Genomic DNA, 25,477 nt, shown 5'->3' on the forward strand with positions numbered 1-25,477 from the left:
GTCGCCTGAAATTGTTTATGCAAGACTCAAGATTTTTGAGTGAAAATTTAACCCTTTAAAATCAATAAGTTATTTTAAGCTTGATAAAGGCCCATCACTTATTCACCAAACCCGATAATCGCCTTGGTTTCCAGATACTCCTCGAACCCCTGCACACCATACTCCCGCCCATTCCCCGAGCGCTTGTAGCCCCCAAACGGCGCCATCGGATTCCACGCCGGATGGTTCAGGTGCACCTGGCCCGCGCGTATACGCGAAGCCACCGCCCGTGCAAGATCAAGGTCCTGCCCTTGAACGTGGGCGCCCAGCCCGTAGACCGTATCGTTGGCGATGGCGACGGCTTCATCCACCGTCTCATAGGCAATGATGCACAGCACCGGCCCAAATATTTCCTCCTGGGCAATGCGCATGGCGTTGTCCACTTCGGAGAAAACCGTCGGCCGCGTATAGAAGCCCTTGTCAAAACCCGCCGCCCGTCCCGGCCCGCCGCACAGCAGTTTGGCGCCCTCGTCGAGGCCGGCCTGGATCATGGCCTGGACGCGATGGAACTGGGCTTCGTTGGCAATGGGGCCCAACTGTGTCTCCTCCGATTGCGGGTCGCCAACGATCAGTGCATTCGCGGTGGCCGCCGCCAGGGCTTCGACTTCGGCCAGGCGGTTTCTCGGCACGATCATGCGGGTCGGCGCGCTGCACGACTGGCCGACGTTGCGAAACGCCGACATCACGCCCAGCGGCACAACCTTGGCGAAGTCGGCGTCGGGCAGCAGCACATTCGGCGACTTGCCCCCCAGCTCCTGGGTGACCCGCTTGACTGTCGGCGCGGCCGCCTGGGCAACCAACGCGCCTGCGCGGTTGGAGCCGGTGATGGAGATCATGTCGATATCCCCATGGGCCGCCATGGCCGCGCCGACTTCCGCACCGCTGCCGTTCACCAGGTTGAACACCCCAGGCGGCAGGCCGGCGTCATGCACCAGTTGGGCAAACAGCAGGGCGCTCAATGGCGACAGTTCGCTCGGTTTCAACACCACGGTGCAGCCGGCAGCGATGGCCGGGGCGACTTTCGCGGTGATTTGATACAGCGGCCAGTTCCACGGCGTGATCAGCCCGCACACGCCGATGGGCTCGCGCTCGATTGCGGTGCCGCCTTCCACCGTCTGGAAGCGATAGCTGGACAGCAGGTCACGGGCGACCCGAACGTGCTCGGCCGCCAGCGGCACTTGCATCGCCCGCGCGAAGCCGATGGCCGCGCCCATTTCCAGGGACAGCGCCTGTGCCAGTTGCTCTTTGCGCTCAAGGATCAGTTCGTGGATTTTCCCCAGCACCTGCGCTCGCGCTTCAGCCGGGGTCGCAGACCAACCGGCAAACGCCCCGCGTGCTGCCGCGACGGCCCGGTCGACATCCTCGGCAGTCCCGCGCGCCACTTGGGCAACCACGGCTTCAGTGGCCGGGTTGACCACCGGCAGCGTTGCCGGGATCGCCGGGGACGTCCAGCGACCGTTGATATAAAACTGGTGAGCCGTTTGCGCATCAACGCTGTAGCTATTTGAAGAGTGGGTGGTCATCCAACTGGCTCCCTGGAGCGGTAATAGGCGCTGCGAACCGCACGGCCCGGTGTCTGGATACGCTAGCAAAAGGCTCCCGCGCAAAGATGCCGTTATTCAGCGCTGCAAGGGATAATCTGCTGAATCTGGCAGGCTGGCGTGGCTCATATCAGTTTTCCCGTGGTGGGGGCGTTTGCCGGCACCGTCGAAGGTTGGGTGAACCGCCGAATATCGAACGGGCTGATCAAGGTGCTGGTACTGCCGGTGCTGATCAGTTCGGCCATCACATCCCCCACGCCAGGGCCGAGCTGGAAGCCGTGGCCGCAGAAGCCGAAGGCATAAAACAGCCCGTCCACGCTGCCGCTGGGGCCCATCACCGGCAGGGAGTCGGGGGTGTAGCTTTCGATGCCGCTCCACACGCGGATGATGTTCAGTTTCTCGGCGCCCGGTAATAGCCGTTTCATCTGGCGCATCTGGTTGAGCAGGCTCTCGGGCTTGAAAAACGCGCGTCGGTTGAGCATGTCCGGCGTGCAGCGGGCGCCGCCGCCGATGATGATGTTGCCGCGCGGGATCTGGCGGAAGTAGATCACCTCTTCCTTGATCTTGGTGAACACGCCGATCACGGTGGGCAAGGCGTAGGGCACCGGTTCCGTGACCGACATCTGTGGGCCGTTGGGCTCCAGCGGCACCGGCTCGCCGAAGCGCTCGGACAGGCGCGAGGCCCAGGCGCCGGCGGTAATCAACAGTTGCTCGGCGACGAACAACTGCCCATCGCGGGTGGTGACGTGGAACAGGCCATTGACCTTTTCCACATCGGCGACTTCGGTTCTTTCCTCGATTCGCGCACCGAGGCGCCGGGCTGCGCGGGCAAAGGCCGGTGCGGCCAGGCGGGGGTTGGCGTGGCCGTCGTGGGGCGCGTAAGAGCCGCCTTTCACCTCGGGGCCGAGGAAACCGAAACGCTGGTGCAACTCGGCGCCGCGATAGATTTTCAGGTCCAGTTGCGCGGCTTCCGGCGCGGCGGCGTAGGCCTCCAGTTCAGCGATTTCATCTTCGCGATAGCACACGCGCATGTGGCCGCTGGGGATAAATTCCAGGTCGTCGTCGATCAACTCCGGCAGGCGTTTCCACAGCGCCCACGAACGATTGGCCAGCTCCAGTTGCCCCAGGTAGCGGCCCTGGCGGCGCACATTGCCGAAGTTCACACCGCTGGCGTACTGACCGATCTGGTCGCGTTCCAGCAGCGTGACCGAGCAACCGCGGCGGCGCAGGAAAAACGCCGACGATGCGCCCATGATGCCGCCGCCGATGATCAGCACAGCGCTTTTTTGCGGGTTCATGCTGGCTGCTCCTGTGTGGCACGGGCTATGGCTTCGATTTCGATCAGGTAGCCATGGTGCAGCACCGGCACGGGCACCACGGCGCGGGCCGGTTTATGTTCACCCAGGTAGCGCGCGTAAATCTGATCAAAGGCGGGCCAGTGTTCTATGCCGACGACGTACACCGTCACTTTGAGCAGGTCACGGGGGCCCAGGCCCGCTTCACCCAGGATCGCCACCAGGTTATCCAGGGCAATCGAGGCTTGCACCGCGAACAGTTGCCCGGCGCTGTGCTCGCCATTGGCGCGTACCGGCAGTTGCCCCGACACATACAGCACGCCGCCGTGTGCCACTGCCTGGGAATAGTGCCCGCCCGGCGGTGCCGCCTGGGTGCTATGAATCGAGTGGATGCGATTACCAGCCATGCAGGCGACTCCAGGTGTGCACGCTGCCGTCGGCATCCACCGCGTGATAATCCGGGAACTGCGCGCCGGTGGCGCAGGCATGGTTGGGCAGGATGCGCAGCCGACTGCCGATGGGGAAACGCGTGACAAGCGCGTCACTGTGGGCAGCGCCCAGGCTGACGATGCCGTGTTCCTGGTTGGCAGCGGTGACCAGCGCGCCGTCGATCCAGTCGCCCGCTTCGCTGCACACTTGGCCATAACCGAAGTCCTGGCGCTGGCGCTGGGTGCCACGGTCACGACTCATGGCCATCCAACCGGCGTCGGTGATGATCCAGCCTTTGTCAGGCTGATGGCCGATCACGGTGGTCAGTACGCTCAGCGCCAACTCATCGGCCTGGCACACGCCGATGTTGCGCATGACCAGGTCGAAGAACACATACACACCTGCGCGTACTTCGGTGACGCCGTCCAGGTTCAGCGCCGAGAGGGCCGTGGGGGTGGAGCCGATGCTGACCTCGGGGCACGCCAGCCCGGCTGCGCGGAGGGTGTCTGCGGCGTGCACGCACAGTGCGCGTTCCTGTTCGGCCAGTGCTTGCAGGGGCTCAAGGCTGTCGAGCTCGTAACTGGAACCGGCGTGAGTCATCACCCCACGCAGGTGCAGGCCGCCGTCGCTGAGGATGCGTGCGACGTCGATCAGTACCGGGTCGTGGGCGGCCAGGCCGGAGCGATGGCCGTCGCAATCGATCTCGATCCACACGTCGAAGCGTGCGTCATGTTGCTGTGCGAAAGCGACGATGGCCTCGGCGCCTTGGACGCTGTCGGTGAGCACGCTGAGGTTGCAGCCTTTGCGCCGCAGGGCCAGGGCCTGAAGCAGCTTGCCCGGGGCGATGGCCACGGCGTAGAACACATCGCGGATGCCGGCGGCGAAACAATGCTCGGCTTCCTTGAGGGTCGAAACCGTGACACCGCTGGCGCCTGCGGCGATCTGGGCGTGGATCACCGGCAGGCACTTGCTGGTTTTGATATGCGGGCGTAAACGCACGCCCAGGCTGCTCATGCGTTGTTGCATACGCTGGATATTGCGCTGCATCTGCGGGATGTCGACGAGCGCGGCAGGCGTGTCGAGGGAAGCAATCGGCGTGGACATGGCGGAGCTCGCGTGGCTGGGTACAGGCTGCACTCTACTCAGCTGTTGTTAACGTGTGGTTCAATCAGCGCTCATCAATCATTAAGTAAAATTGAATGATTTCTATCGAAGACCTGCGGTTGGCCGTGGCCCTGGCCCGCTCCGAATCGCTGAGCGCTGCCGCCCGAACACTGAATGTCTCGCCGCCGGCGCTGTCCATGCGCCTGCGCAAGTTGGAGACGCTGCTGGGGCTGACCCTGGCCAATCGCGATGCGCGGCGCCTTAGCCTGACGGCGGATGGCGAGCGGTTCTCGCGGGAAAGCGCAGTGTTGCTGGAGCAGTTGGAGGCGCTGCCGGAGTCGTTCCGGCAACAGGACGAAACCCTGGTGGGCACCTTGAGGTTGGCGGCGCCGTTTGGCTACGGTCGACAGCGCATCGCACCGCTGCTGGCACGGTTTGCCAAACTGCACCCGCAGCTGCGCCTGCACCTGGATTTGCGCGAGACGCCCTGGCCCGATCGCCATGACAGCGATGCGGTGATTCACATCGGTCATCTCAATGACAGCCTGTGGACCGCGCGGCCACTGACGCCAAACGAGCGCTGGTTGTGCGCCAGCCCGGCCTATCTGCACGCCCACGGCGTGCCGTCTTCGCCGGACGAACTGGCGTCTCATCGCTGCATTTGCATTCGCGAAAATGATGAAGACGTCACCCTCTGGCACCTGCGCAAAGGCCAGGGCCGCAAGACGCTACGTGTGGAACCTGCGTTGTTGAGCAACGATGGCAGCGTTGCCCGGCGTTGGGCCGAGCAAGGCTTGGGGTTGGTGCTGCGCTCGCAGTGGGACGTGGGTGACGCCGTGGCCAGCGGCAGCCTGGTGCGCGTGTTGGCGGACTGGAGCTTTGACAGCGCGCCGATCCTCCTGCTGGTGCCGTCGCGCAAACTGCGTAGCCCGCGCGTACAGGCGTTGGTAACGTTTGTGGAAGAGGCGCTGAAGGCCTGAGTTATTTCACCGCGTAGACCTTGCGCACATACACCGTGCTGGTCCAGGCGCATGGTGCGCCCTTGGCCACGAACACCGTGTCCCCGGTTTTTACCGTGACCTCGCCACCCTCGTTGTCCTGCAGGGTGACGCTGCCTTCGAGCAGGTGCATCAACTCATGCAGTTTGTGCGGGCGGCCGTGGCGGGCGTAGGGCGTCGAGTCCCAGATGCCGACGCGCAGCTCGGTCACGGCATCGTCGAACAGGTTAAGCGCCCGGCACTGCGGGGTGGGGCCGATCAGGATCTGGGGTTCCGGCGCGGCGGAGGGGTTGAGCAGGGTGTGCGGGTCGAGCAGGGTCAGACCGGGGCACACGGGGGCACCGGCCTGGTCGACCGCGCAGAACGCCCACTCGCTGCCTGCGCTCGCCTGTACCGTGAGGCGTGTGCCGAGGCCGATCACGGCGCTGCTGCCGACTCCCAGTTCCAGTGTCTGTTCTGCGCTGCTAAGCACCACATGGCCGGCATGCACCACCAGGGTTTCGCTGTGGGGGAAATCTTCGATCACCGCTTTGCCGCTGAACGGTACAAGTCCTGCAGACACGCCATCGTCGCCCATCCAGGCGACTTGGCGGCTGTCGCCGAACGGGTCCAGCGCGCTCAGAGCGGCCGGGTTGAAGGACGTGGCAACGCGGCTGCCGTCGGCACGCGCCAACAGCAGGATACGGGGAGATGACATGGGGAGTGCTCCGGGAGAAAAGTCAGCCGATCGCCTGGGTGATCAGGGCAAAGGGGTGCACGCCTTGGCTGGCTTGGGGTGGGGTGCCCAGGGCCATCTGCGCGACGGTGTCGATGTTCTTCAGGCCGGCCTGTTCGAGCCAGTCGTTGAGGCCGCAGACGACGGGAATGTCGATACGCACAAAGGTGTCCGGCACCTGGGCCAGCAGGGTGGCGATCAGGTGCTTGGCCTGCTCGATATTTTCCGCCACCACCGGGCCGATGCAGCGTCCACGGCCGAACGGCCGCAGCAGGGCGAAGCCGCGTAACTGGCCATCGCGCTCGACACCCACGGCGTGCTCCACCTGCAGGTCTCGCAGCACCTCACGACGGTCCAGGCCGCTGGCGGCTTTGGCCAGCGCGAGCAGGCTGGTGTGGTCATCGGCGTTAAGCGCACGGCAGGTTTCGCCAGCGGCCAGCGCCGGCAGGGCAGGCACCAACGCCTGGCCCTGATGTTGCTGCACCCGCCCGAATTCGACGAACCCTTGGCTGGCGTACAGCGGCGCGCCGGCGAGGGTGGCATTGAGGACCGGCGTGCGCGTGCCGCAAGCGGCGAGGGCCTTTTCCATCAAGCGCCGGCCGATGCCCTGGCCCTGGTAGTCATTGCTGACGATCACCAGGCCGATGGTGGCGTAATCGCCCTGGGGGCAGGTGAAGGCGCTGCCGATCAGCCGCTCGCCATCCATGACCACGAAGCCGTCGCTGACCCGTTGCAGCATTGCCCAGTCTTCCAGGCGGTGGGGCCATTTGAGTTGCACCGACAAGGCGTGGGCGGCCGGCAGGTCGGCCACGGTCATGGGGCGGTAGATGTAAGCGGGGTGTGGCAGGGCGGACATGGCGAGCCTCCGTAGAACGTTGTTTTTTGTTGCGTCAGGGTGCTTGTATCCCACCTGGGTCAGGGGCTGGCAAGGGGGGCGGGAATATTCGGTAGATTCCTCGTGGAGTGTGGGGCGAGACCACAGTTACTACTTAATTGCGGTTGGGGGGCAGCAGCAAATGCCATGAGGTTGGCGTTGGAGCCAACTGGAGTAGGGCGGGTGTACACGGTTAAAAATGTGGGAGGGGCGGTGCGACGGTTCGACTTGCCGCGATGAAGTAGTGTCAGATGGATGCATCTGTAACTGAGCTGCTGCCATCGGCGCATAAGTATCTGCACAATTTTTTTCAGCGGTCTGTGGCGAGGGCGCTTGGTTCCGTGGCGGCCTTTGGGCCGACCATGTCGTTGGCTTTGACCGAGTACATATCCGTTGCTGCGGTAACGGCTGCCTATGGTTCCGCTCTTACAGCGGGTCACTTTTGGAAGAGCGCCAAAAGTAACCAAAAACGCTTCGCCCCAACACTCGGCACCTCGCTTAGGCTCGGTGTGCCCTCACTCCGGCTTTGGAGCGTGGGCCGCCGCAATGGGCCATCCTTGGCCCAGTGCGGCTAACCCGGCGTCCTGCCGGGTTACCCACGCTCCAAAGCCTGCGTTCGGCCAGCGTGTTTGACGGGGCGATTTGAGATCAAAAGCCAAAGCGAGGCGGCCTTAAAGCCGACCTGATTATTGAAGCGTGCGCGGTGTGGCTTCTACTTCCTTAACCGCTGACGAAGTCAGCAATCTTTTGATCTGCTCTGGCTCTGGCTCTGGCTCTGGCTCTGGCTCTGGCTCTGGCTCTGGCTCTGGCTCTGGCTCTGGCTCTGGCTTTTGATCTTGATCTCAGGCGCCCCGTTAACCACGCTGGCCGAACGCAGGCTTGAATCCGTGGGTAACCCGGCAGGACGCCGGGTTAGCCGTCCTGGGCCAAGGATGGCCCATGACGGCGGCCCACGGATTCAAGCCTTCGTTCGGGCATACCGAGCCTAGGCGAGGTACCGAGTGGTGGGGCAAGAGCCTTTTGGTTACTTTGGGGCTTTTCCAAAGTGACCCGCCGTAAGGGCGGAACCCATAGCCGCCGTGACCGCAGCAACGGATATGTACTCGGTCAAATCCAACGACATGGTCGGCCCAAAGGCCGCCACGGAAACAAGCTCCCTCACCACAAAGAGATTTTTCAGCCTGAAAGTTGTGTAGATACCCATGCCCCGATGGCGTCAGACCAGGCGCCGCTTACTTCGGTCCCATAATCTTCACCAACTTATCCGGCGACGGCGCGCCTTGCTGTTGCTGCAAGCCACCCTTGTCATCCAGGTAGAAGATCGCCGGCGTCGCCGACAGTTCGAGCTCATCCATCAACTTCATGTTGGCATCAAGCTTGGCTTCGATCTCGGCCGGGATCTTGGCCAGTGCCTGCAATTTGCTGCCTTTGCCGGCGGCTTCGTGGTCTTCCAGGGCTTTTTGCGGGTCTTTGGCGGCGAACAGGGCAGCCGACTTGGCGGCGCTGTCTTCGCGGATGATGCCGACCATGATGTGGCGCAACTGCACCTTGCCGGCTTTTACCCATGGCCGTGCCTGTTCCCAGAACATGTTGCAGTACGGGCAGTTAGGGTCGCTGAACAGGTAGACGATGCGCGGCGCGTTTTTGTCGCCGTCCTGGATCCAGCTGCTGTTTTCCATCTTGGCCCAGACTTCCTTGGCCATGGGGGCGTACACCAGTTTTTCCAGGGGCGCGCTGCTCAGGTCATTGCCCTGGGCGTCGTACAGGTTGCCGGCGATCACATTTTTGCCGTCGGCGGTCAGGTACAGCGCCATGCCGCGGTTCTGGTATTGCGCGGCGTAGCCGGTGAGGCCGCTGGGGGCGTCGAACTTGCCGAGGATCCTGGCACCCTTGGCTTCGATCTGTTTGATCGGAGCCGGCCAGTCTTCGGCCTGGGCCAGGGTGGCCGCGAGCGTCAGCGGCAGCAGGGTCAGCAGGTGGCGGAGGCGAGGCATGTGGGTTTCCTTGTGGCGGCAGGGGCGGTGTCGAAGGTTTCCATGGCACGGGCCAGGCTGGCCTGGGACAACTCGCCCAAGTGGCTGTTGATCAGGCGTCCGTCAGCTTGGTAGAACAGTGTGGTTGGCAGGGCCATGGAGCCTACGGCCTGGCCGAGGCGGCCGCTGGCGTCAAACAATACGTTGTCCAGGTTCAGGCCCTGGGTGGCCAGGTAGGTGCTGACGCTCTGCATGCTTTCGGCCTGGTTGACGAACAGGAAGGTCACGTCCGGGCGCATGCGTTGGGCGCTTTCCAGCACCGGCATCTCGCGGCGGCACGGCGGACACCAGGTGGCCCACAGGTTGATCACCAGTGGCCCGCCCTGATAGTCCGCCAGTTGCACCACTTCACCATTGGCGTTGCGCAAAGTGATGTCCGGCAGGCGTGTGCCTTTTTCATACACGCTCAAGGACAGGCTGGTCATGCCCCAGAACACCAGCCCGGTGATGACCCCGGCGCTCAGCGGCTTGCGCAGCGCCGGGCGACGCCAGCCATAGAGCAGTGCACCGAGTATCAGGGCGATGATACCGGGCCAGGCGAGAAAACCGCCGTCGCGCAGGTCGACCATCTGCAGCCAGTCGTGGCTGTAGTAGCTCCAGTACATCAGCACAAAGCTGACGCGCGCCGCCAGCATGCCCAGCAGGAACAGGCTGAACAGCACCGATTCCGGATTTTCACCGCCACGCTTTGCCACGCGCCACCCCACCAGGGTGGCGAGGATCAACGCGCTGATCAGAAGGATGTGATTCAGGGCGATGGCGAAGGTGCCGATGGTCAGGGTCAGCATCAGAGGGCGTCTCGGGTCTGATTCCAGCGTTGCAGGAATGCGTCGGCATTCACTTCGCCGGTGATGCGCTGGGCGCGTCGTTCTTCACCGTCAGGGCCGATCCACACGAAGCTCGGCGGCCCCGGTACCTTGTAGCGGCCCAGCAGCGCGCGACTGGCGGCGTTGTCGGCGGTGACGTCCAGGCGCAGCAGACGGACATCCTTCAGTGCGTCGAGTACTTCGGGCTTGCCGAACACCTGTTTCTCCATGATCTTGCACGACACACACCAGTCGGCGTAGTAGTCCACCAGCACCCATTGGCCCTGGGCCTTGGCGCTGTCGAGCTGGCTTTGCAGCACTGCCGGGTCGCTGATAGTCATGAAGGCCTCGTGGGCGCTTGGTGCGGTGGCGATCCGCGAACCGTTGTAGACCTTCAACGGTTGCCACAGGTCATCGCTGCCTCCCGCTGCACCAACCAGCAGCAGGCCGCCCCACAATCCCACGACCACGGAACCGGCGCCGAACAGCATGGCGACCCGCCCGAAATCCTGGGCCAGGCGCCAGCCGCAGTAGGCCATGGACATGGCCAACGCGCCCCATAGGCCGAGCCACAGGTTTTCGCCGACCACTGGCCGAATCATCAGCACGGCGGTGGCCAGGAACAGGAAGCCGAAGATGCCTTTGAGCACATTCATCCAAGTGCCCGGCTTGGGCAGGAAGCGATTGCCCACGGTGACCAGCAACAGCAGCGGCACACCAATGCCGATGCCCATGGCAAACAGGATCAGCCCGCCGTGCAGCGCATTGCCGCTCTGGGCGATATACAGCAGTGCACCGGCCAGGGGGGCAGTCATACAGGGGCCGACCAGCAGGCCGGAGAGGGCGCCGAGCACCCCGGCGCCGACCAGGCTGCCGCCGCTTTGGTTGCGGCTGACGTTATCCAGGCGGTCACGCAAGGCGACAGGCAGTTGCAGTTCAAAGAAGCCGAACATCGGCAGGGCGAGGATCACGAACAAGGCGGCGAAACTGCCGAGGATCCATGGGGTTTGCAGCAGGGCGGCGAGGTTGCTGCCAAGCAGCGCGGCCAATACACCCAGTGCGGCATACACCAGTGCCATGCACACCACGTAGCTGCCCGCCAGGGCAAAGCCGCGACGTGGGCTGGCGCCACTGCCCACCACCAGGCCGGCGAGAATCGGCAGCATCGGCAACGAGCACGGTGCAAATGCCAACAGCAGGCCAAGACCGAAGAACAACAGCAGGCTCCAACCCAGGCTGCGCTGCTGCAAGCCGCTGGCCAGGCTTTGGTCCTGGGCTTCGGCGGTCGCGGCGACGGCCGGGTTGCCACCCAGGTCCACGGTGATCGACTGCGGCGGATAACACAGCCCCGCATCGGCGCAGCCCTGCCAGCCCAGCTTGACCTGGCCGGTGGCTCCGGCCGGAATCTTCACTTCCAGGCCCTGGCGATACACCTCCTGATCGCCGAAGAACTCATCGCTATGGGCTTCGCCTTGTGGCAGCGCGGGCTTTTCGGCCAGGCCCTCGAACTTCATGCGCTGCTTGTACAGGTAATAACCGTCGGCAATCTGCCAATACAGCTGGGTCTCGCCACTTTCAAGACGCTCGGAGGTAAAGGTGAAAGCCTTGCCCACCGGGAGGAAATCAGGTTTGGTCTCAAACGGATTGCCCGGCGCGGCCTGGGCGAACCCCGCGAATAACACCAGCAGAAAGGTAAACAGATGCCGCATGGTCAAGCCTTAGTTCGATACAAGTGATGCACACAATGTGTGGCGTTGATTAACCGATGATTAAACGGGCGCTATTCTAAAGTGTAGGGATTATCTGAGCTTGCATCTTTTCACGGCATAATCTGCGCTTAATCCGCTGCACTTTTAATCCCCCCCATCTTTCATGAAGGGTTCACCATGCACGTACTGGTCTGTGAAGACGACGAACTGATCGCCAGCGGCATCGTGGCCGGCCTCGGCGCCCAGGGCTTTACAGTCGAGCGCGTGGCCACCGCAGCAGCTGCACGCGCGATGCTCAAGGCAGCAACCTTCGACATCATGGTGCTCGACCTCGGCCTGCCCGACGAAGACGGCCTCAAGCTGCTGCAACAGCTGCGCAGCCAGGGCCTGGAGATTCCGGTGCTGATCCTCACCGCGCGGGATTCGGTGACCAACCGCGTCGACGGCCTGCAAGCCGGTGCCGATGACTACCTGCTCAAACCCTTCGACCTGCGCGAATTGGCCGCGCGCCTGCAAACCCTGCTGCGCCGGATGGCGGGGCGCAGTGTCAACCTGATCGAGCACGGTCGGCTGACCTACGACCCGAGCAGTCGCGAAACCCTGTTGGGAGGCCAGCCGGTGGACCTGTCCCGGCGTGAACAGGCGCTGTTGCAGGCCCTGCTGCACAACAAAGGCCGCGTGCTCTCCAGCGAACAGCTCAAGGACAGCGTCTACGGCTTCAGCGATGAGCTGGAAAGCAACGCCCTCAACGTGCATATCCACCACCTGCGGCGCAAATTGGGCAATGGCATTGTCGAAACCGTGCGCGGCCTGGGCTATCGCCTGGGTCCGGCTGATGGTGGAGAGAACGTTTCGTGAAAAGCCTGCGCCTGCGCCTGACGTTCAAGCTGGGCGCCGCTTTTGTGCTGATCTGGGCCCTGGCAGCGGCCTGGATGCTCAACGATCTGCGCAACCAGATGATGTTCTCCCTCGACCAACGCCTGGTGGCCTCGGCGCGCATGGTGGCGGGCTTGACCGAGCAGATGCCGGGCCTGGCCAGTGTGAGTGGCGGCGCGCATTTCAGTGCCGAGCAACTGCATGTGCCAGGCGGCATGGCTTGCCAGGTCAGCTCCCTGCACGGCGAAATCCTGGCCCGCAGTCATACCACGCCGGATGAGGGCCTGGAGTCGCGCAAGAGCGGCTTTCGTGACCAGGTCATCAATGGTGTGGGCTGGCGCAGTTTTACCCTGTCCCGTGGTGACCTGCTGATCACCACCGCCGATCGCCAGGTAGAGCGCGAGGCGCTGAACCTGTCGATCCTGCTTGCCGCCTCGGTGCCGGTGGGTGTGGCGATGCTCGGTTGCCTGTGCCTGCTGTGGCTGGGCATCGGCCAGAGCCTGTTGCCGCTCAACCGCATGCGTGACGCGCTGATGCGTCGCAGTGCCGACTCCCTTGAACCGTTGCAGATTCACCCGTTGCCCAGCGAGCTAAAGCCGCTGCTCGACACCCAGAACCAACTGCTGCAACGCATCGCCAAGACCATCGAACGCGAGCGCCGCCTCACTGGCGACGCTGCCCACGAGCTGCGCAGCCCGCTGACGGCGATCAAGACCCACCTGCAAGTGGCGCGCATGACCGAGGGCGCGGCCCGCGACCAATCCCTGGCCCATGCCGAGGAGGGCGCCGACCGCTTGCATCGCACCTTGGAGCAATTGCTGTTGTTGGCGCGGGTGGAAGGTAGCCTGTCGTTCGACGATGGCTTGCAGTCCAGCGCCGAGGAAGTGGCGCGGTTGGCGATCCAGGACGCGAATGCCGGCGACAATGCGCGTATCGACCTGAATCTGGCGGCTAACCTCAGCGAAACCCCGGTGGAGATGCCGGTGGGCCTGGCGATCGCGGCCCTGCGCAACCTGCTGGACAACGCCCTGCGTCACACACCCGCAGACACCCGGGTAGAACTCAGTGTGTTCACCGCCGCCGATCAAGTGATCTTCCGCGTGCGCGACCACGGTAAGCAGATTTCCCCCGAAGACCTGCAGTACCTCACCCAACGCTTCTGGCGCAATGGCAACAGCGAGGGCTGCGGGCTGGGCCTGGCGATTGTGCAGGCGATCGTGCAGCGCTGTTCCTGCTCATTGAAGTTCGACAGCCAGGCGGATGGCCTGCGCGTCGACCTGGGCATGCCGTTGCGACGCTGACCGTCTTTTCGAGTGCCAAATAGTTACCGCCCGCTTGAAGTTCAAGCCTTCAGGATGGCGGTAATTTTTTGCGCTTGAACGGGCCGAAAGACTCGGCCTGTATTGAAAAGGACGGTTCTTATGTTGGTCATCGATACCAGTTTCCCAGCCAGGGATTTCAACGAACGTAACGGCGAACCTGTGCGTCAGGTGGTGCTGCATTACACAGCGGCGCCTTTCACATCCTCCTTGCGCACCCTGACGCAAAACGGCGTCAGCGCTCATTACCTGCTGCCTGATCCAGACGAGCCCGGCTACCGCGCCGCCGGGTATGACGAGTTACGCGTGTTTCGTCTGGTCCACGAAAACCAGCGCGCCTGGCATGCCGGAGCGAGTCATTGGGGCGGGCGCGACAACCTCAACAGTCGGGCGATCGGCATCGAGATCGTCAACCTGGCCCGGGACGACGGGGGCACATTCACCTTTCCCGCCTACGGCCAGGAGCAGGTGGCGGCGTTGATTGCGTTGCTGCGCGACATGCTTGGGCGCCACCCACAGATCGGCCCGACCGACATTCTCGGGCACTCGGACGTGGCGTACTGGCGCAAGAGCGATCCGGGACCACGCCTGCCGTGGCGCGGTTTGTTCGAGGCGGGAGTGGGGGCGTGGTTCGACGAGTCGACGCGGGCCATGTACCAGCGCCGGTTCTGTGTCGCGTTGCCGCCTGAAGTGGAGGTGGAGCGGGCATTCCAGCGCTATGGCTATAAGCCGGCGCAGAATCGCCAGGCGTTCGAGCAGAGGACCCGGGCGTTTCAGATGCACTTTCGGGCGCGGGATTATTGTGGCGTGTTGGATGCCGAGACCTGCGCGATCCTGTATGCCCTGAATGAAAAGTACCGTGGACTGTGAAGCTGCGCGCAATTCAAATGTGGAGGGGGCGGTGCGACGATTCGACTTGCCCCCTCGCACAGTTGGGTCTTCATAAATCAGTTACCGACAACAGCCCCTAAATCCGCTTGAAGCTGGTGCGTTTCCAGAACAGGAAATCCGTGCGCATGCCCTTGGGCCAGACGCCAACGGATCGGCAGTTTGGTCACCATCATCCGCGTATTGAGGGGTCGAGAGATGTCAGTCGCTACCAGCCGTATCGAAGATACCCAGGTGCATGAAACGCTTTATCAGTTTGATGAAACCCCATTGCTGGCGCGCCAGCGCCAGCAGGAATCCAACGCCCGCAGTTACCCACGGCGCATCCCCCTGGCGCTCAAGCGTGCCAAGGGGATCTATGTGGAAGACGTGGAAGGCCGCCGTTTCATCGACTGCCTGGCCGGCGCCGGCACCTTGGCGTTGGGGCACAACCACGCGGTCGTGATCGAAGCCATCCAGCAAGTGCTGAGCGACGAACTGCCACTGCACACCCTGGACCTGACCACGCCGGTCAAGGACCAGTTCGTGCAGGACCTGTTCGGCCTGCTGCCGGCGCAACTGGCGCGGGAAGCCAAGATCCAGTTCTGCGGCCCTACGGGTACCGATGCGGTGGAAGCCGCGTTGAAGTTGGTGCGCACCGCTACCGGACGTAGCACGGTGCTGTCGTTCCAGGGCGGTTATCACGGCATGAGCCAGGGCGCGCTGAGCCTGATGGGTAGCCTGGGGCCGAAAAAACCCTTGGGCGCCTTGCTCGGCAATGGCGTGCAATTCCTGCCATTCCCGTATGACTACCGTTGCCCGTTCGGACTGGGCGGCGCAGAAGGCGTGCGGGTCAATCTGCATTACCTGGAAAACCTGCTCAACGATCCCGAAGCCGGGGTGTTGCTGCCGGCGGCGGTGATTGTCGAGGTGGTGCAGGGCGAGGGCGGGGTGATCCCGGCCGATCTCGACTGGCTGCGCGGCCTGCGGCGCATCACCGAGCAGGCGGGGGTGGCGTTGATCGTCGATGAGATCCAGAGCGGCTTTGGCCGGACCGGCAAGATGTTTGCCTTCGAACACGCCGGCATCATCCCGGATGTGGTGGTGATGTCCAAGGCCATCGGCGGCAGCCTGCCGTTGGCGGTGGTGGTGTACCGCGACTGGCTCGACACCTGGCTGCCGGGCGCCCATGCCGGGACGTTCCGTGGCAATCAGATGGCCATGGCGGCGGGGTCGGCGGTGATGCGCTACCTCAAGGAGCACGACCTGGCCGGCCATGCGACGGCCATGGGCGAGCGCCTGGGCGAACACCTGCGCATCCTGCAGCGCGACTACCCGCACCTGGGGGATATTCGCGGGCGCGGGCTGATGCTCGGCGTGGAGTTGGTGGACCCGCACGGCACCCTGGACATCCAGGGCCATCCACCGGTCCATCGCCAGCTGGCACCGCTGGTACAGCGCGAGTGCCTCAAGCGTGGCCTGATCCTGGAACTCGGCGGGCGGCATGGCAGCGTGGTGCGCTTCTTGCCGCCGCTGGTGATCACTGCGGCTGAAGTCGACAGCGTCGCCGAGATCTTCGGACGCGCCCTGGCAGCTGCCGTCGCCAGCCTCTAATTTTTCGGCGCCTTGGTACGTTTCTACAGATATCAGCGCTGCGCGTGGTGCGCAGCCAGCCTTTGAGCGATGGAGAACAGCAATGACCTCAGTATTTGACCGCGACGACATCCTGTTTCAGGTAGTGGTCAACCATGAAGAACAGTATTCCATCTGGCCCGACTACAAGGCCGTGCCGGAAGGCTGGCGCACCGTGGGCAAGAGCGGCCTGAAGAAAGAGTGCCTGGCCTACATCGAAGAAACCTGGACCGATATGCGTCCGTTGAGCCTGCGCCAGAAGATGGACGGTGCAGCGCTGGCCTGACACAAAACCTGCAGTAGACCGGCCTGTTGTGGCAAGCCCGCTCGCCACAACAAGCTCATCACATTCGTCATGACCCTACGCGTTCTTGTCCTTCTCCAACCCACCCGAAGCCCCCGTCACCACCTGCACACTCAAGCGCGGCGTGGCCAGGTCCAGCCCGGCTTCGTCCAGGTGCCGTTTGAGCGACAAGTTGAACGCCCGCGACACTTCCCACTGTTTGATCGGTGCCGTCTTGAACCGCGCGCGCAGGATCGCGCTGCCAGACTCGAAACTTTCCACCCCCTGGATCTCCAGCGGCGACCAGATATTGCGGCGTTGCAGCGGGTCGTTGCGCATTTTCTGGCCGACGTCGCGCATCAGCTTGATCGCATCGTCGATTTCCATGTTGTAGGGAATCGCCACCCGGAAGATCGCGTAGCCGAACTCCCGTGAGTAGTTCTTGATGCTCTTGATCTCGCTGAACGGGATGGTGTGCACGATGCCGTCAATGTCGCGCAGGCGCACGGTGCGGATGGTCAGGCCTTCGACGGTACCGAGGTGGCCGCCGACGTCCACGTAGTCATCAATCGCCAGGGAGTCTTCGATGATGATGAACAGGCCGGTGATCAGGTCGGCCACCAGCGACTGTGCGCCAAAACCGATAGCCAGGCCGATCACACCGGCACCGGCCAGCAGCGGCGTGACGTTCATGCCCATGTTCGCCAGGGCGACGATGGCGGCGATGATGAAGATGGTCACGAACAGCACGTTGCGGATCAGCGGCATCATCGTCTGCGCGCGGGCATTGGCCAGGCCTTTGCGCGAGCGGGTCAGGGCGTGGTGGATCGCGGTGTCGCTGAGGATCCAGATCAGCCAGGCGAACAGCAGCGTGCCGCCCAGGCCGAACAGCTTGACGCTGATTTCATGGCCGTCGCCTTCGGTAAAGCGAATCAGCGACAGGCCCCAGACCCGCAGCCCCAGTTCGATAAACACCAGCCACACCACCAGATGGGCGAGGGTGTAGACGAAGCTCTTCAGGCGCTCGGAATACAGCGCATGACGCTTGTGCCCGCGTTGCGGCTTGAGCGCATGACGACGCACCAGGCCGTTGATCACCATGCACAACACCAGCAACACCGTGCACAACAGCGACTGGCGCAGGGCGGTGCTGGTGTCGCCGGCGGAGACGAAGGTGGCGAACAGCGAAATACCCACCAACAGCAAGGCGGGGATGTACCAGAAGGTACCGATGATCTCGATCGTATCGCTGAGGGCGCGGCGGGTCAGGCGGCGTGACAGCGGCTGGTTGCGGATCAGGTGGGCGATCGGGCGCCGGAAACGCAGGATAAACACACCGGTGGACAGTGCGGCCATCACATTGGCGACCGTGGCCGCCGTGTGGGCCAGGTGCTGGCCAAGCGCGACGACCAGTCGCGGGTCGCTCAAGGCTTCGCCAAAGGCGGCGAAGCTGCCGATCCACCACAGCGGGCGGAAGGCCTGGTGGCGCAGGATGTACAGCGCACGGTGGCGGTGCGGGCCGTCGAGTACCGAGAAGGCAATCACACAGATGGCCGAGAAACAGGTGCCGACCACCAACGCGTAAGCCAGCACCATCGCCAGGGATTTGCCCAGGGACGAGGGCAGGGCGTAGCTCAGGTAAACCGTGATTACCAGCGCGATCAGCCAGGGCCCCAGTTTGCGCAGGGCAAAGCGCAGCATGTCCCAGGTGCGGGGGTGTTGCGGCAGCTCCTCGGGCAGGCCGAAGCGCTCGCGTACCCGGTGGCTCAGCCAGATCAATATGGCAGCCAGCAAGCTCCACACTGCGAGGATCATGGCAAAGCCGAAAATGATCGGCAACCATTCGCTGGCCGGCAGCATCAGTGCGCTGAGTTCATCCTTGGCCAGGTCGATTTCATTCGACCAGCGCCCCAATGGGCTGTCGGCGCCGGAGAACTGCTGCTCCAGGCCCGACAGCGTGCTGCCGATCAGCCCGAGTACACCTTGCTCGGCGGCGGGCTGGGCTTTCTGGGTGGCGGCGCGCAGCTTCTTAAGGTCGCTCAGCAGTTGGGTGCGCTGCTGGTCGTTTTCCAGGGTCTTGATCACCTCGTCCAGCGACTGCCCCAACGGCACGTCGGCCTGGGGTTGGGCCTTGTTGGTGCTGAGCAGCCCGGGCAAGCCCACCGCTTGGGCGGGCGAGAGCGGCAGCAGCGTGAGCAGGGCGATCAGGAAGCAGCAGGGCAGGGCAAACAGACGGGAAAGCACGAGGCGGTCAACCTTGAAAACGACGGGTTGAGCGAGTGTACGAGTGCAAGCGTCATTCGGCCAGTTTGGCGAGGATCTTGTACACCACGGTGCCCAGGATCAGCAGCATGCCGATCCACATGCCGAACACGCCCAGGGGTTTGTCGCGGAAGTTGAAGCCGACGGCGAGCATGATCATGCCGATCAGAATAGGGATAAGCATGGCGTGGAAAGAAGACATGGAAATCATGGGGCGACGGCCTTGTCGAAGTGGGAATACTGACAAGTCTAGGTCGGATTACAGAAGGTGGGGTTGATATGTGTCAGGTTGGATTTCCTGTAGGCGCTGGCAAGCCAGCGCCTACAGGAGGTTTGATCAGGGCAGGTCGTGGCTGGCGTAGAACGCGCCCAACACCTTCACCAAATGCGCCAGGTCATGGCTGCCGCACAGCTCACGGATGGAGTGCATGGCAAACGTCGGCAAACCGATGTCCACCGTACGCACGCCCAGGTGGCTGGCAGTGATCGGGCCGATGGTCGAACCGCAGCCCATGTCGCTGCGCACCACAAAGCTTTGCACCGGCACTTCCTGGGCCATGCACAGGTGGCGGAAGAACCCGGCGGTCTCGCTGTTGGTGGCGTAGCGCTGGTTACTGTTGACCTTGATCACCGGGCCGGCGTTGAGCTTGGGGCCGTGGTTGGCGTCGTGCTTGTCGGCGTAGTTGGGGTGTACGCCGTGGGCGTTGTCAGCGGAAACCAGCAGGGATTTCTGAATGGTGCGTACGAATTCATCACCTTCCGGCAAGAGGCGACGCAGGGTCTGCTCCAGCATCGGGCCATCGGCGCCGCAGGCCGAGCAGGAACCGACTTCTTCGTGGTCGTTGCACACCAGCACGCACGTTTCGTCGGTCTCGCTGGTGAGCAGGGCTTGCAGGCCGGCGTAGCACGACAGCAGGTTATCGAGGCGCGCACCGGCGATAAAGTCGCCATTGAGGCCGATCACGGCGGCGCTCTGGGTGTCGTAGAAGCTCAACTCGTAGTCGAGCACCACGTCGGCGTTGAGCCCATGTTCGCGAGCCAGTTGCTCGGTGAGCACGGCCCGGAAGTCCACGCGTTCATCACCGGCAAATTGCGCGAGGATCGGCGGCAATTCGGTCTGGGCATTGATCGCCCAGCCCTGGTTGGCTTCACGGTTCAGGTGAATAGCCAGGTTGGGGATGATTGCGATGGGCAGCTTGAAGTCGATCAGTTGGCTTTCGACCTTGCCGTCACGACGGAAGGTGACGCGGCCGGCCAGGGACAGGTCGCGGTCGAACCACGGCGCCAGCAGCGCGCCGCCGTAGACTTCCACGCCAAGTTGCCAGAAGCCCTGGCGTTGCAGCTCTGGCTGGGGCTTGACCCGCAGGCACGGGCTGTCGGTATGGGCGCCGACCAGGCGAATCCCGCCTTGCAACGGCGAGTGGCGGCCGAGCTTGAAGGCAATGATCGAGGAATCGTTGCGGGTCACGTAGTAGCGACCGTTGGCTTCGGTGGCCCAGGTTTCGCGCTCATCGAGGCGCTGGAAACCGGCCGCTTCCAGGCGCTGGGCCAGGGCGGCAGTGGCATGAAAAGGAGTAGGGGAGGCCTTGAGGAAGTCGATCAGGCCTTGATTCAACGCTTCGCGCATAAATAGCTCCAGACAGCAATGCGCGGAGTTTACCGTTCGAGGGCGAGAAGTGCACAGAACAAATGTGGGAGGGGGCAAGTCGAATCCCCCTCCCAATTTGCAGCTTTAGAACGGTGCAGGGCACTCAAAGCGCAAGCGCTCACCGCTTTGCGGATGAGTGAAGCTCAGCATGCTGGCGTGCAGGCACAGGCGCGGCCACGCAGCCAGGGCCTGTTCGTGGGCATACAGGCCGTCACCGAGCAACGGATGCCCGATCGACAGCATATGCACACGCAACTGGTGCGAGCGGCCGGTGATTGGCGTCAGCTCGACGCGGCACCAGTCGCCACAACGTTCCAGGACTTTCCAGAAGGTCAGCGCGTGCTTGCCGAACTCGTGATCCACCACATGGCGTGGTTTGGTCGGCGGGTCGTAGCGCAAGGGCAGGTCGATGCTGCCGCTGTCCAGTTCCGGTTGGCCCCAGGCGAGGGCGGTGTAGGCCTTTTCGGTTTCGCGGTCGTGGAACTGGCGGGACAGTTCGCGATGGGTATCGGCGTCCCGGGCCAGCAGGATGATCCCCGAGGTTTCCCAGTCCAGGCGATGGACGATGCGGGCTTCGGGGTAGCCGTTTTCCTGCAGGCGGGTGATCAGGCAATCCTTGTTGTCATCGGCGCGGCCAGGCACCGAGAGCAGCAGGGTCGGCTTGTTCACCACCAGGACAGCGTCGTCCTGATGCAGGATATGAATAGTGGACAGCGGCATTAAACAGCCTCGTAACAAACGCCAACGGCGGCTCGACCACCCGGTGCCCGCAAAGGCATCAAGGTGACCGAGCCGCCGTGGCGGCCGCCTGTTCGATCAACGATCAGGCAGGGTGATATTGAGTTCCAGAATCGAGCAGCTGCCGTCGTTTTCAAGGGCGACATGCACGTCATCGTTGCCGATATTGACGTACTTGCGGATCACCTCGACCAGTTCCTTCTGCAAGGCGGGCAGGTAATCCGGGGTACTGCGTTGGCCGCGTTCGTGCGCCACGATGATCTGTAGACGCTCTTTCGCGACCGACGCGGTGCTTGGCTTTTTGTTGGCGCGAAAGAAGTCGAGAAATTTCATTGTTTAGTTGCCTCCAAAGATACGCTCGAAGAATCCCTTCTTCTTAACATCGAGGAAGCGATGTTCCACGGTCTTGCCCAGCAAGCGATCAACTGCATCGCTGTACGCCTGGCCGGCGTCGCTTTGGTCGTCAAGAATCACCGGGACGCCCTGGTTGGAAGCCTTCAGTACCGCCTGGGATTCCGGGATCACGCCCAGCAGGGTCACTGCGAGGATGTCCTTGACGTCTTCAACACCGAGCATTTCGCCGTTGCTGACGCGCTCAGGGTTGTAGCGGGTGAGCAGCAGGTGTTCCTTGATCGGGTCTTCACCTTTCTCGGCGCGCTGGGACTTGCTGGCCAACAGGCCGAGCATGCGGTCCGAGTCGCGTACCGACGAGACTTCCGGGTTGGTCACGACGATGGCTTCATCGGCGAAGTACATCGCCAGGTGAGCACCGGTTTCGATCCCGGCCGGAGAGTCGCACACCACGAATTCGAAGGTTTCCTTCAGCTCGGCGAGGACTTTGCCTACGCCTTCTTTGGTCAGCGCGTCTTTGTCTCGGGTCTGGCTGGCGGCCAGTACGTACAGGTTTTCAAGGCGCTTGTCCTTGATCAGGGCCTGTTGCAGGTTGGCTTCGCCGTTCACCACGTTGACGAAGTCGTACACCACGCGGCGTTCGCAGCCCATGATCAGGTCGAGGTTACGCAAACCGACGTCGAAGTCGACGATGACTGTCTTGTGGCCGCGCAGAGCGAGGCCGGTACCGATAGCGGCGCTGGTGGTGGTCTTACCCACACCACCCTTGCCGGATGTAACCACGAGAATCTTGGCCAAGGTGTTTCACCCCTAAGGAAAAAGGACCTTTATAGTCCCTGAAAAACATCTCTTGGAACTCGCCGCAGGCGGACAGCCCTTGTAGGAAAAAGATGGGGTCTCCCTAAGGAAAACGCTAACTTCCAACTTTTCCTACGCAAGTCTTGCCAGTTTCGCTTTGCTATCAGAGTCTAGAGATGCTTGGAAAATGCGGCAGTATCCGTTAAAGACGGATGATGTTCAACACATCGCCCGACAGGCTGACCTGCACCCCGGCTCCCCACAGCGGATCCCGGCGCAAATCTTCTGAAACCTTGTACTGGCCTGCGATGGACACTAGTTCAGCGGTCAACTGCTGGCAAAAAATACGCGCCTTGGTATCACCCTTGATGCCGGCGAGGGCGCGTCCGCGCATCGGGCCGTATACATGGATATTGCCATCAGCAAGAAGTTCCGCGCCGGGACTGACCGAGGAGATCACCACAAGGTCGCCGCCCTGGGCGTAAATCTGCTGTCCGCCGCGTACGGGCGTGGTGATGATCTTTGTAGGCTTGATCGTCGGTTCCGCGGGTTTTTCCGGTTTTTTCTTCACTTCGCCGACCAAAGGTTCCAATGGGCGCTCACGCGCGCCGGACGGCGGCAGTACTGGCAGTTCAATGGCGATGGCGGCGGCGATGTCTTCGATACGGCTGGCACGAATCGCCAGGGTACGCAGTCCGTGGGAGCGGCATACGCGCATCAGCCCGGGCAGGTCGATGCTGCCCTGGCCGGCCGGCAGTTTGTCCAGGGCCAGCACCAGCGGGGCGTTGTTGAAGAAGTTCGGCGCCAGGGCGACCTTGGCAGCGAGCTGGCGATCCAGGGCGTCGAGGTCGTTGCGGGCCAGTTCCAGCACGGTAATGGCGAGCATGCTGCCTTTCAGCTGGAACACGGGATCTTGGTCTAGCGGTTCGGTTTGGCTCATGGTCGGCAAAAAGCGGCTTGTCACGAAAAGTGTCGAGACTTATAACGAGAACACTCACTGGCCGCAAGCCGAGTCGAACCGTTGTAGAATGCGCGGCCCTGTCTTTCCCGGAATCTGTAATGGATCGCCCGCGTTTTCGAGCTGTATTTTTTCACCCGCGCTTTTGGCTGTTATGGCTGGGACTCGGCCTGCTGTGGCTGGTCACCCAACTGCCGTACCGCGCGCTGCTGACCATTGGTCGGCTGCTGGGCGCCGGCATGTACCGTGTGGCCGGCGAACGTCGCCGCATCGCCGCACGCAACCTGGAACTGTGCTTCCCGGAAAAATCCGCCAAAGAGCGCAAACAGCTGCTCAAGGAGAACTTCGCGTCCACTGGCATCGCCTTCTTTGAAATGGCCATGAGCTGGTGGTGGTCGCGCCAGCGCCTGGCGCGCCTGGCCCATGTCGAAGGCCTGCAGCACCTCAAACAGGCCCAGTTGGATGGCAAGGGCGTGATCCTCATGGCCCTGCACTTCACCACCCTGGAAATCGGCGCGGCGCTGCTGGGCCAGAAGCACACCATTGATGGCATGTACCGCGAGCACGGCAACCCGCTGTTTGATTTTATCCAGCGCCGTGGCCGCGAGCGGCACAACCTCGATTCCCTGGCGGTCGAGCGCGAGGACGTGCGCGGCATGCTCAAGCTGCTGCGTGCCGGCCGCGCGATCTGGTACGCGCCGGACCAGGACTACGGCGCCAAGCAAAGCATCTTCGTGCCGCTGTTCGGCATCCAGGCCGCCACCGTGCCCGCCACCAGCAAGTTCGCCAAGCTGGGCAAGGCGCTGGTGGTGCCGTTCACCCAGGAGCGCCTGGCGGACGGCAGCGGTTACCGCCTGGTGATCCACCCGCCGTTGACCGACTTCCCCGGCGAAAGCGATGAGGTGGACTGCCTGCGCATCAACCAATGGGTCGAAGCCTCGGTGCGTGAGTGCCCCGAGCAATACCTATGGACCCACCGCCGCTTCAAGAGCCGGCCACCGGGTGAGCCCAAACTGTACGAAAAACGCCGTCGCTAAAACCGACTTTTCCCCACACGGAGTGATGCAATGCGCCCAGCTGAACCGGTTACAGGCTTGATTCTTTCCGGCGGCGGGGCGCGAGCGGCGTATCAGGTGGGCGTATTGGCGGCGATTGCCGAGCTGTTGCCGCCGGGGGCGCCGAATCCTTTTCCGGTGATCGTCGGCACCTCGGCCGGCGCGATCAATGCCGTGAGCCTGGCCAGTGGTGCGATGGATTTCACGGCGGCCATCCAGCGCCTGACCGCATTCTGGCAGGGCTTTCGCAGTCACCTGGTATTGCGCAGCGATTGGCCGGGGGTGGTGCGCCAGGCGAGTCGCTTCTTCACCCATAGCTTGTTGGGCCTGGGCAGGCAGTTGCCGGTGGCGCTGCTCAACAGTTCGCCGCTGCGTGAGTTGTTGCAGGACAAGCTGCATTTAGCGGGGATCGACGACGCCATCCGCCAAAAGCATCTGCATGCGGTGGCCGTCACGGCCTTCGGCTATGAGTCCGGGCAAGCGGTGACCTTCTATCAAGGTGGCGGCACCATCGATGCATGGTTGCGCCATCGGCGTATCGGCGTGCCGACGCAACTGACGGTTGAGCACCTGTTGGCCAGTTCGGCGATCCCCTTGCTGTTCGCCCCGGTGAAGCTCGACCAGGAATATTTCGGCGACGGCGCGGTGCGCCAATCCGCTCCCATCAGCCCGGCGCTGCACCTGGGGGCGACCCGCGTGCTGGTGGTCGGCGTCAGCGGCAACCCACGGGGCAATGAGCCGTCGGCGCAACGCACCTACACCGGCCAGGAACCGACGCTGGCACAGATCGGTGGGCATATGCTCAACAGCACGTTCATTGACAGCCTGGAAAGTGATATCGAGCTGTTGGAGCGCTTGAATCAGTTCAGTCATGTCGCGCCTGGGCTGGCGTCGGTGGACGTGCTGGTGATTGCGCCCAGCCAGCCGATCGACGAAATCGCGGCGCGCCATCGGCAGGAATTACCGGCGGCGTTGCGCTTGTTCTTGCGTGGGCCGGGGGCGACCAAGACGAGCGGGGCGGGGGTGCTGAGTTACTTGCTGTTCGAGGCGGGGTATTGCAGCGAGTTGATTGAGTTGGGCCGCAAGGATGCGCTGGCCAAGCGTGAAGAGATCATGCGGTTCCTGTGCCTGCCGCCTATCTGAATGT

General features: G+C 63.0%; 24 protein-coding genes. 8 read left to right on the forward strand and 16 right to left on the reverse strand.

The features are described from left to right. Positions 1-98: 98 nt before the first annotated feature. The 4 genes from AD670_RS05885 to AD670_RS05900 all read right to left on the reverse strand — a co-directional run bounded on the left by AD670_RS05885 (position 99) and on the right by AD670_RS05900 (position 4,408). Positions 99-1,562: an aldehyde dehydrogenase family protein gene (locus AD670_RS05885; RefSeq protein ID WP_053129178.1), complete on the reverse strand. Its 1,464-nt coding sequence runs from the start codon at positions 1,560-1,562 to the stop codon at positions 99-101. 143 nt (positions 1,563-1,705) lie between these two features. After that, entirely contained in the window at positions 1,706-2,878 is a 1,173-nt protein-coding gene (locus tag AD670_RS05890; protein ID WP_053129181.1) for an FAD-binding oxidoreductase, read from the reverse strand. After that, entirely contained in the window at positions 2,875-3,282 is a 408-nt protein-coding gene (locus tag AD670_RS05895; protein ID WP_053129183.1) for a RidA family protein, read from the reverse strand. The genes AD670_RS05890 and AD670_RS05895 overlap by 4 nt, the downstream gene beginning before the upstream one ends. After that, positions 3,272-4,408, reverse strand: a complete 1,137-nt coding sequence (locus AD670_RS05900) for a DSD1 family PLP-dependent enzyme (protein ID WP_053129185.1) — start codon at positions 4,406-4,408, stop codon at positions 3,272-3,274. Before AD670_RS05900 ends, AD670_RS05895 begins: the two co-directional genes overlap by 11 nt. 95 nt (positions 4,409-4,503) lie before the next feature. On the opposite strand from AD670_RS05900, the gene AD670_RS05905 reads away from it, so the two are divergent. Beyond that, the gene (locus AD670_RS05905) at positions 4,504-5,388 is read left to right on the forward strand and encodes a LysR family transcriptional regulator (protein ID WP_053129188.1); all 885 of its coding nucleotides are present in this window, start codon (positions 4,504-4,506) and stop codon (positions 5,386-5,388) included. 1 nt (position 5,389) lies between these two features. On the opposite strand, the gene AD670_RS05910 is transcribed toward AD670_RS05905, so the two are convergent. The 5 genes from AD670_RS05910 to dsbD all read right to left on the reverse strand — a co-directional run bounded on the left by AD670_RS05910 (position 5,390) and on the right by dsbD (position 11,543). Then, a complete protein-coding gene (locus tag AD670_RS05910; RefSeq protein ID WP_053129190.1) occupies positions 5,390-6,103 on the reverse strand; it encodes a cupin domain-containing protein in 714 nt (237 codons plus the stop codon). A gap of 22 nt (positions 6,104-6,125) precedes the next feature. Then, a complete protein-coding gene (locus AD670_RS05915; protein WP_053129192.1) occupies positions 6,126-6,977 on the reverse strand; it encodes a GNAT family N-acetyltransferase in 852 nt (283 codons plus the stop codon). Positions 6,978-8,227: 1,250 nt separating this feature from the next. After that, positions 8,228-8,989 (reverse strand): thiol:disulfide interchange protein DsbG, encoded by a 762-nt coding sequence (gene dsbG, locus AD670_RS05925; RefSeq protein WP_053129198.1) that lies wholly within the window; start codon positions 8,987-8,989, stop codon positions 8,228-8,230. Then, complete coding sequence (locus tag AD670_RS05930) at positions 8,965-9,816, reverse strand: TlpA disulfide reductase family protein (protein ID WP_053129201.1); 852 nt, start codon at positions 9,814-9,816, stop codon at positions 8,965-8,967. Before AD670_RS05930 ends, dsbG begins: the two co-directional genes overlap by 25 nt. Further along, the gene (dsbD, locus tag AD670_RS05935) at positions 9,816-11,543 is read right to left on the reverse strand and encodes a protein-disulfide reductase DsbD (protein ID WP_053129205.1); all 1,728 of its coding nucleotides are present in this window, start codon (positions 11,541-11,543) and stop codon (positions 9,816-9,818) included. The genes AD670_RS05930 and dsbD overlap by 1 nt, the downstream gene beginning before the upstream one ends. 177 nt (positions 11,544-11,720) lie before the next feature. On the opposite strand from dsbD, the gene AD670_RS05940 reads away from it, so the two are divergent. The 5 genes from AD670_RS05940 (at position 11,721) to AD670_RS05960 (ending at position 16,523) form a co-directional block, all read left to right on the forward strand. Beyond that, the gene (locus tag AD670_RS05940) at positions 11,721-12,401 is read left to right on the forward strand and encodes a response regulator (protein ID WP_053129209.1); all 681 of its coding nucleotides are present in this window, start codon (positions 11,721-11,723) and stop codon (positions 12,399-12,401) included. Beyond that, positions 12,398-13,720, forward strand: coding sequence for an ATP-binding protein (locus AD670_RS05945; protein ID WP_053129212.1), 1,323 nt, complete (start codon positions 12,398-12,400; stop codon positions 13,718-13,720). Before AD670_RS05940 ends, AD670_RS05945 begins: the two co-directional genes overlap by 4 nt. A 120-nt stretch (positions 13,721-13,840) precedes the next feature. Then, positions 13,841-14,608, forward strand: coding sequence for an N-acetylmuramoyl-L-alanine amidase (locus AD670_RS05950; protein WP_053129214.1), 768 nt, complete (start codon positions 13,841-13,843; stop codon positions 14,606-14,608). A gap of 216 nt (positions 14,609-14,824) precedes the next feature. Next, positions 14,825-16,219, forward strand: a complete 1,395-nt coding sequence (locus AD670_RS05955) for an aspartate aminotransferase family protein (protein WP_053129216.1) — start codon at positions 14,825-14,827, stop codon at positions 16,217-16,219. A gap of 82 nt (positions 16,220-16,301) precedes the next feature. Continuing rightward, positions 16,302-16,523 carry an MbtH family protein gene (locus tag AD670_RS05960; protein ID WP_017527671.1) on the forward strand — a complete coding sequence of 74 codons (222 nt, stop codon included), beginning with the start codon at positions 16,302-16,304 and terminating at the stop codon, positions 16,521-16,523. 75 nt (positions 16,524-16,598) lie between these two features. On the opposite strand, the gene AD670_RS05965 is transcribed toward AD670_RS05960, so the two are convergent. From AD670_RS05965 to minC, 7 genes are all read right to left on the reverse strand, one after another. Further along, a complete protein-coding gene (locus AD670_RS05965; protein ID WP_053129218.1) occupies positions 16,599-18,764 on the reverse strand; it encodes a mechanosensitive ion channel family protein in 2,166 nt (721 codons plus the stop codon). 52 nt (positions 18,765-18,816) lie between these two features. Next, positions 18,817-18,984: a hypothetical protein gene (locus AD670_RS31615; RefSeq protein ID WP_162492707.1), complete on the reverse strand. Its 168-nt coding sequence runs from the start codon at positions 18,982-18,984 to the stop codon at positions 18,817-18,819. Positions 18,985-19,119: 135 nt separating this feature from the next. Beyond that, on the reverse strand, positions 19,120-20,409 hold the full coding sequence (locus tag AD670_RS05970) for a M18 family aminopeptidase (RefSeq protein ID WP_053129220.1): 1,290 nt from the start codon (positions 20,407-20,409) through the stop codon (positions 19,120-19,122). A gap of 105 nt (positions 20,410-20,514) precedes the next feature. Continuing rightward, on the reverse strand, positions 20,515-21,150 hold the full coding sequence (locus AD670_RS05975; protein ID WP_027603908.1) for an RluA family pseudouridine synthase: 636 nt from the start codon (positions 21,148-21,150) through the stop codon (positions 20,515-20,517). Between the two features lie 96 nt (positions 21,151-21,246). Further along, complete coding sequence (gene minE, locus AD670_RS05980; RefSeq protein WP_003175252.1) at positions 21,247-21,501, reverse strand: cell division topological specificity factor MinE; 255 nt, start codon at positions 21,499-21,501, stop codon at positions 21,247-21,249. A 3-nt stretch (positions 21,502-21,504) separates the two neighbouring features. Further along, complete coding sequence (minD, locus tag AD670_RS05985; RefSeq protein ID WP_053129223.1) at positions 21,505-22,317, reverse strand: septum site-determining protein MinD; 813 nt, start codon at positions 22,315-22,317, stop codon at positions 21,505-21,507. A gap of 202 nt (positions 22,318-22,519) precedes the next feature. After that, positions 22,520-23,257 carry a septum site-determining protein MinC gene (gene minC / locus AD670_RS05990; RefSeq protein ID WP_053129226.1) on the reverse strand — a complete coding sequence of 246 codons (738 nt, stop codon included), beginning with the start codon at positions 23,255-23,257 and terminating at the stop codon, positions 22,520-22,522. A gap of 119 nt (positions 23,258-23,376) precedes the next feature. Between minC and AD670_RS05995 the strand changes: the two genes are divergently transcribed. Next, positions 23,377-24,312: a lipid A biosynthesis lauroyl acyltransferase gene (locus AD670_RS05995; RefSeq protein WP_053129229.1), complete on the forward strand. Its 936-nt coding sequence runs from the start codon at positions 23,377-23,379 to the stop codon at positions 24,310-24,312. 30 nt (positions 24,313-24,342) lie between these two features. Next, positions 24,343-25,473 (forward strand): patatin-like phospholipase family protein, encoded by a 1,131-nt coding sequence (locus AD670_RS06000; RefSeq protein WP_053129232.1) that lies wholly within the window; start codon positions 24,343-24,345, stop codon positions 25,471-25,473. The last annotated feature ends 4 nt before the right edge of the window (positions 25,474-25,477 follow it).

Origin of the sequence: Pseudomonas sp. MIACH (genome assembly GCF_001269925.1) — a bacterium.
GTDB lineage: Bacteria > Pseudomonadota > Gammaproteobacteria > Pseudomonadales > Pseudomonadaceae > Aquipseudomonas.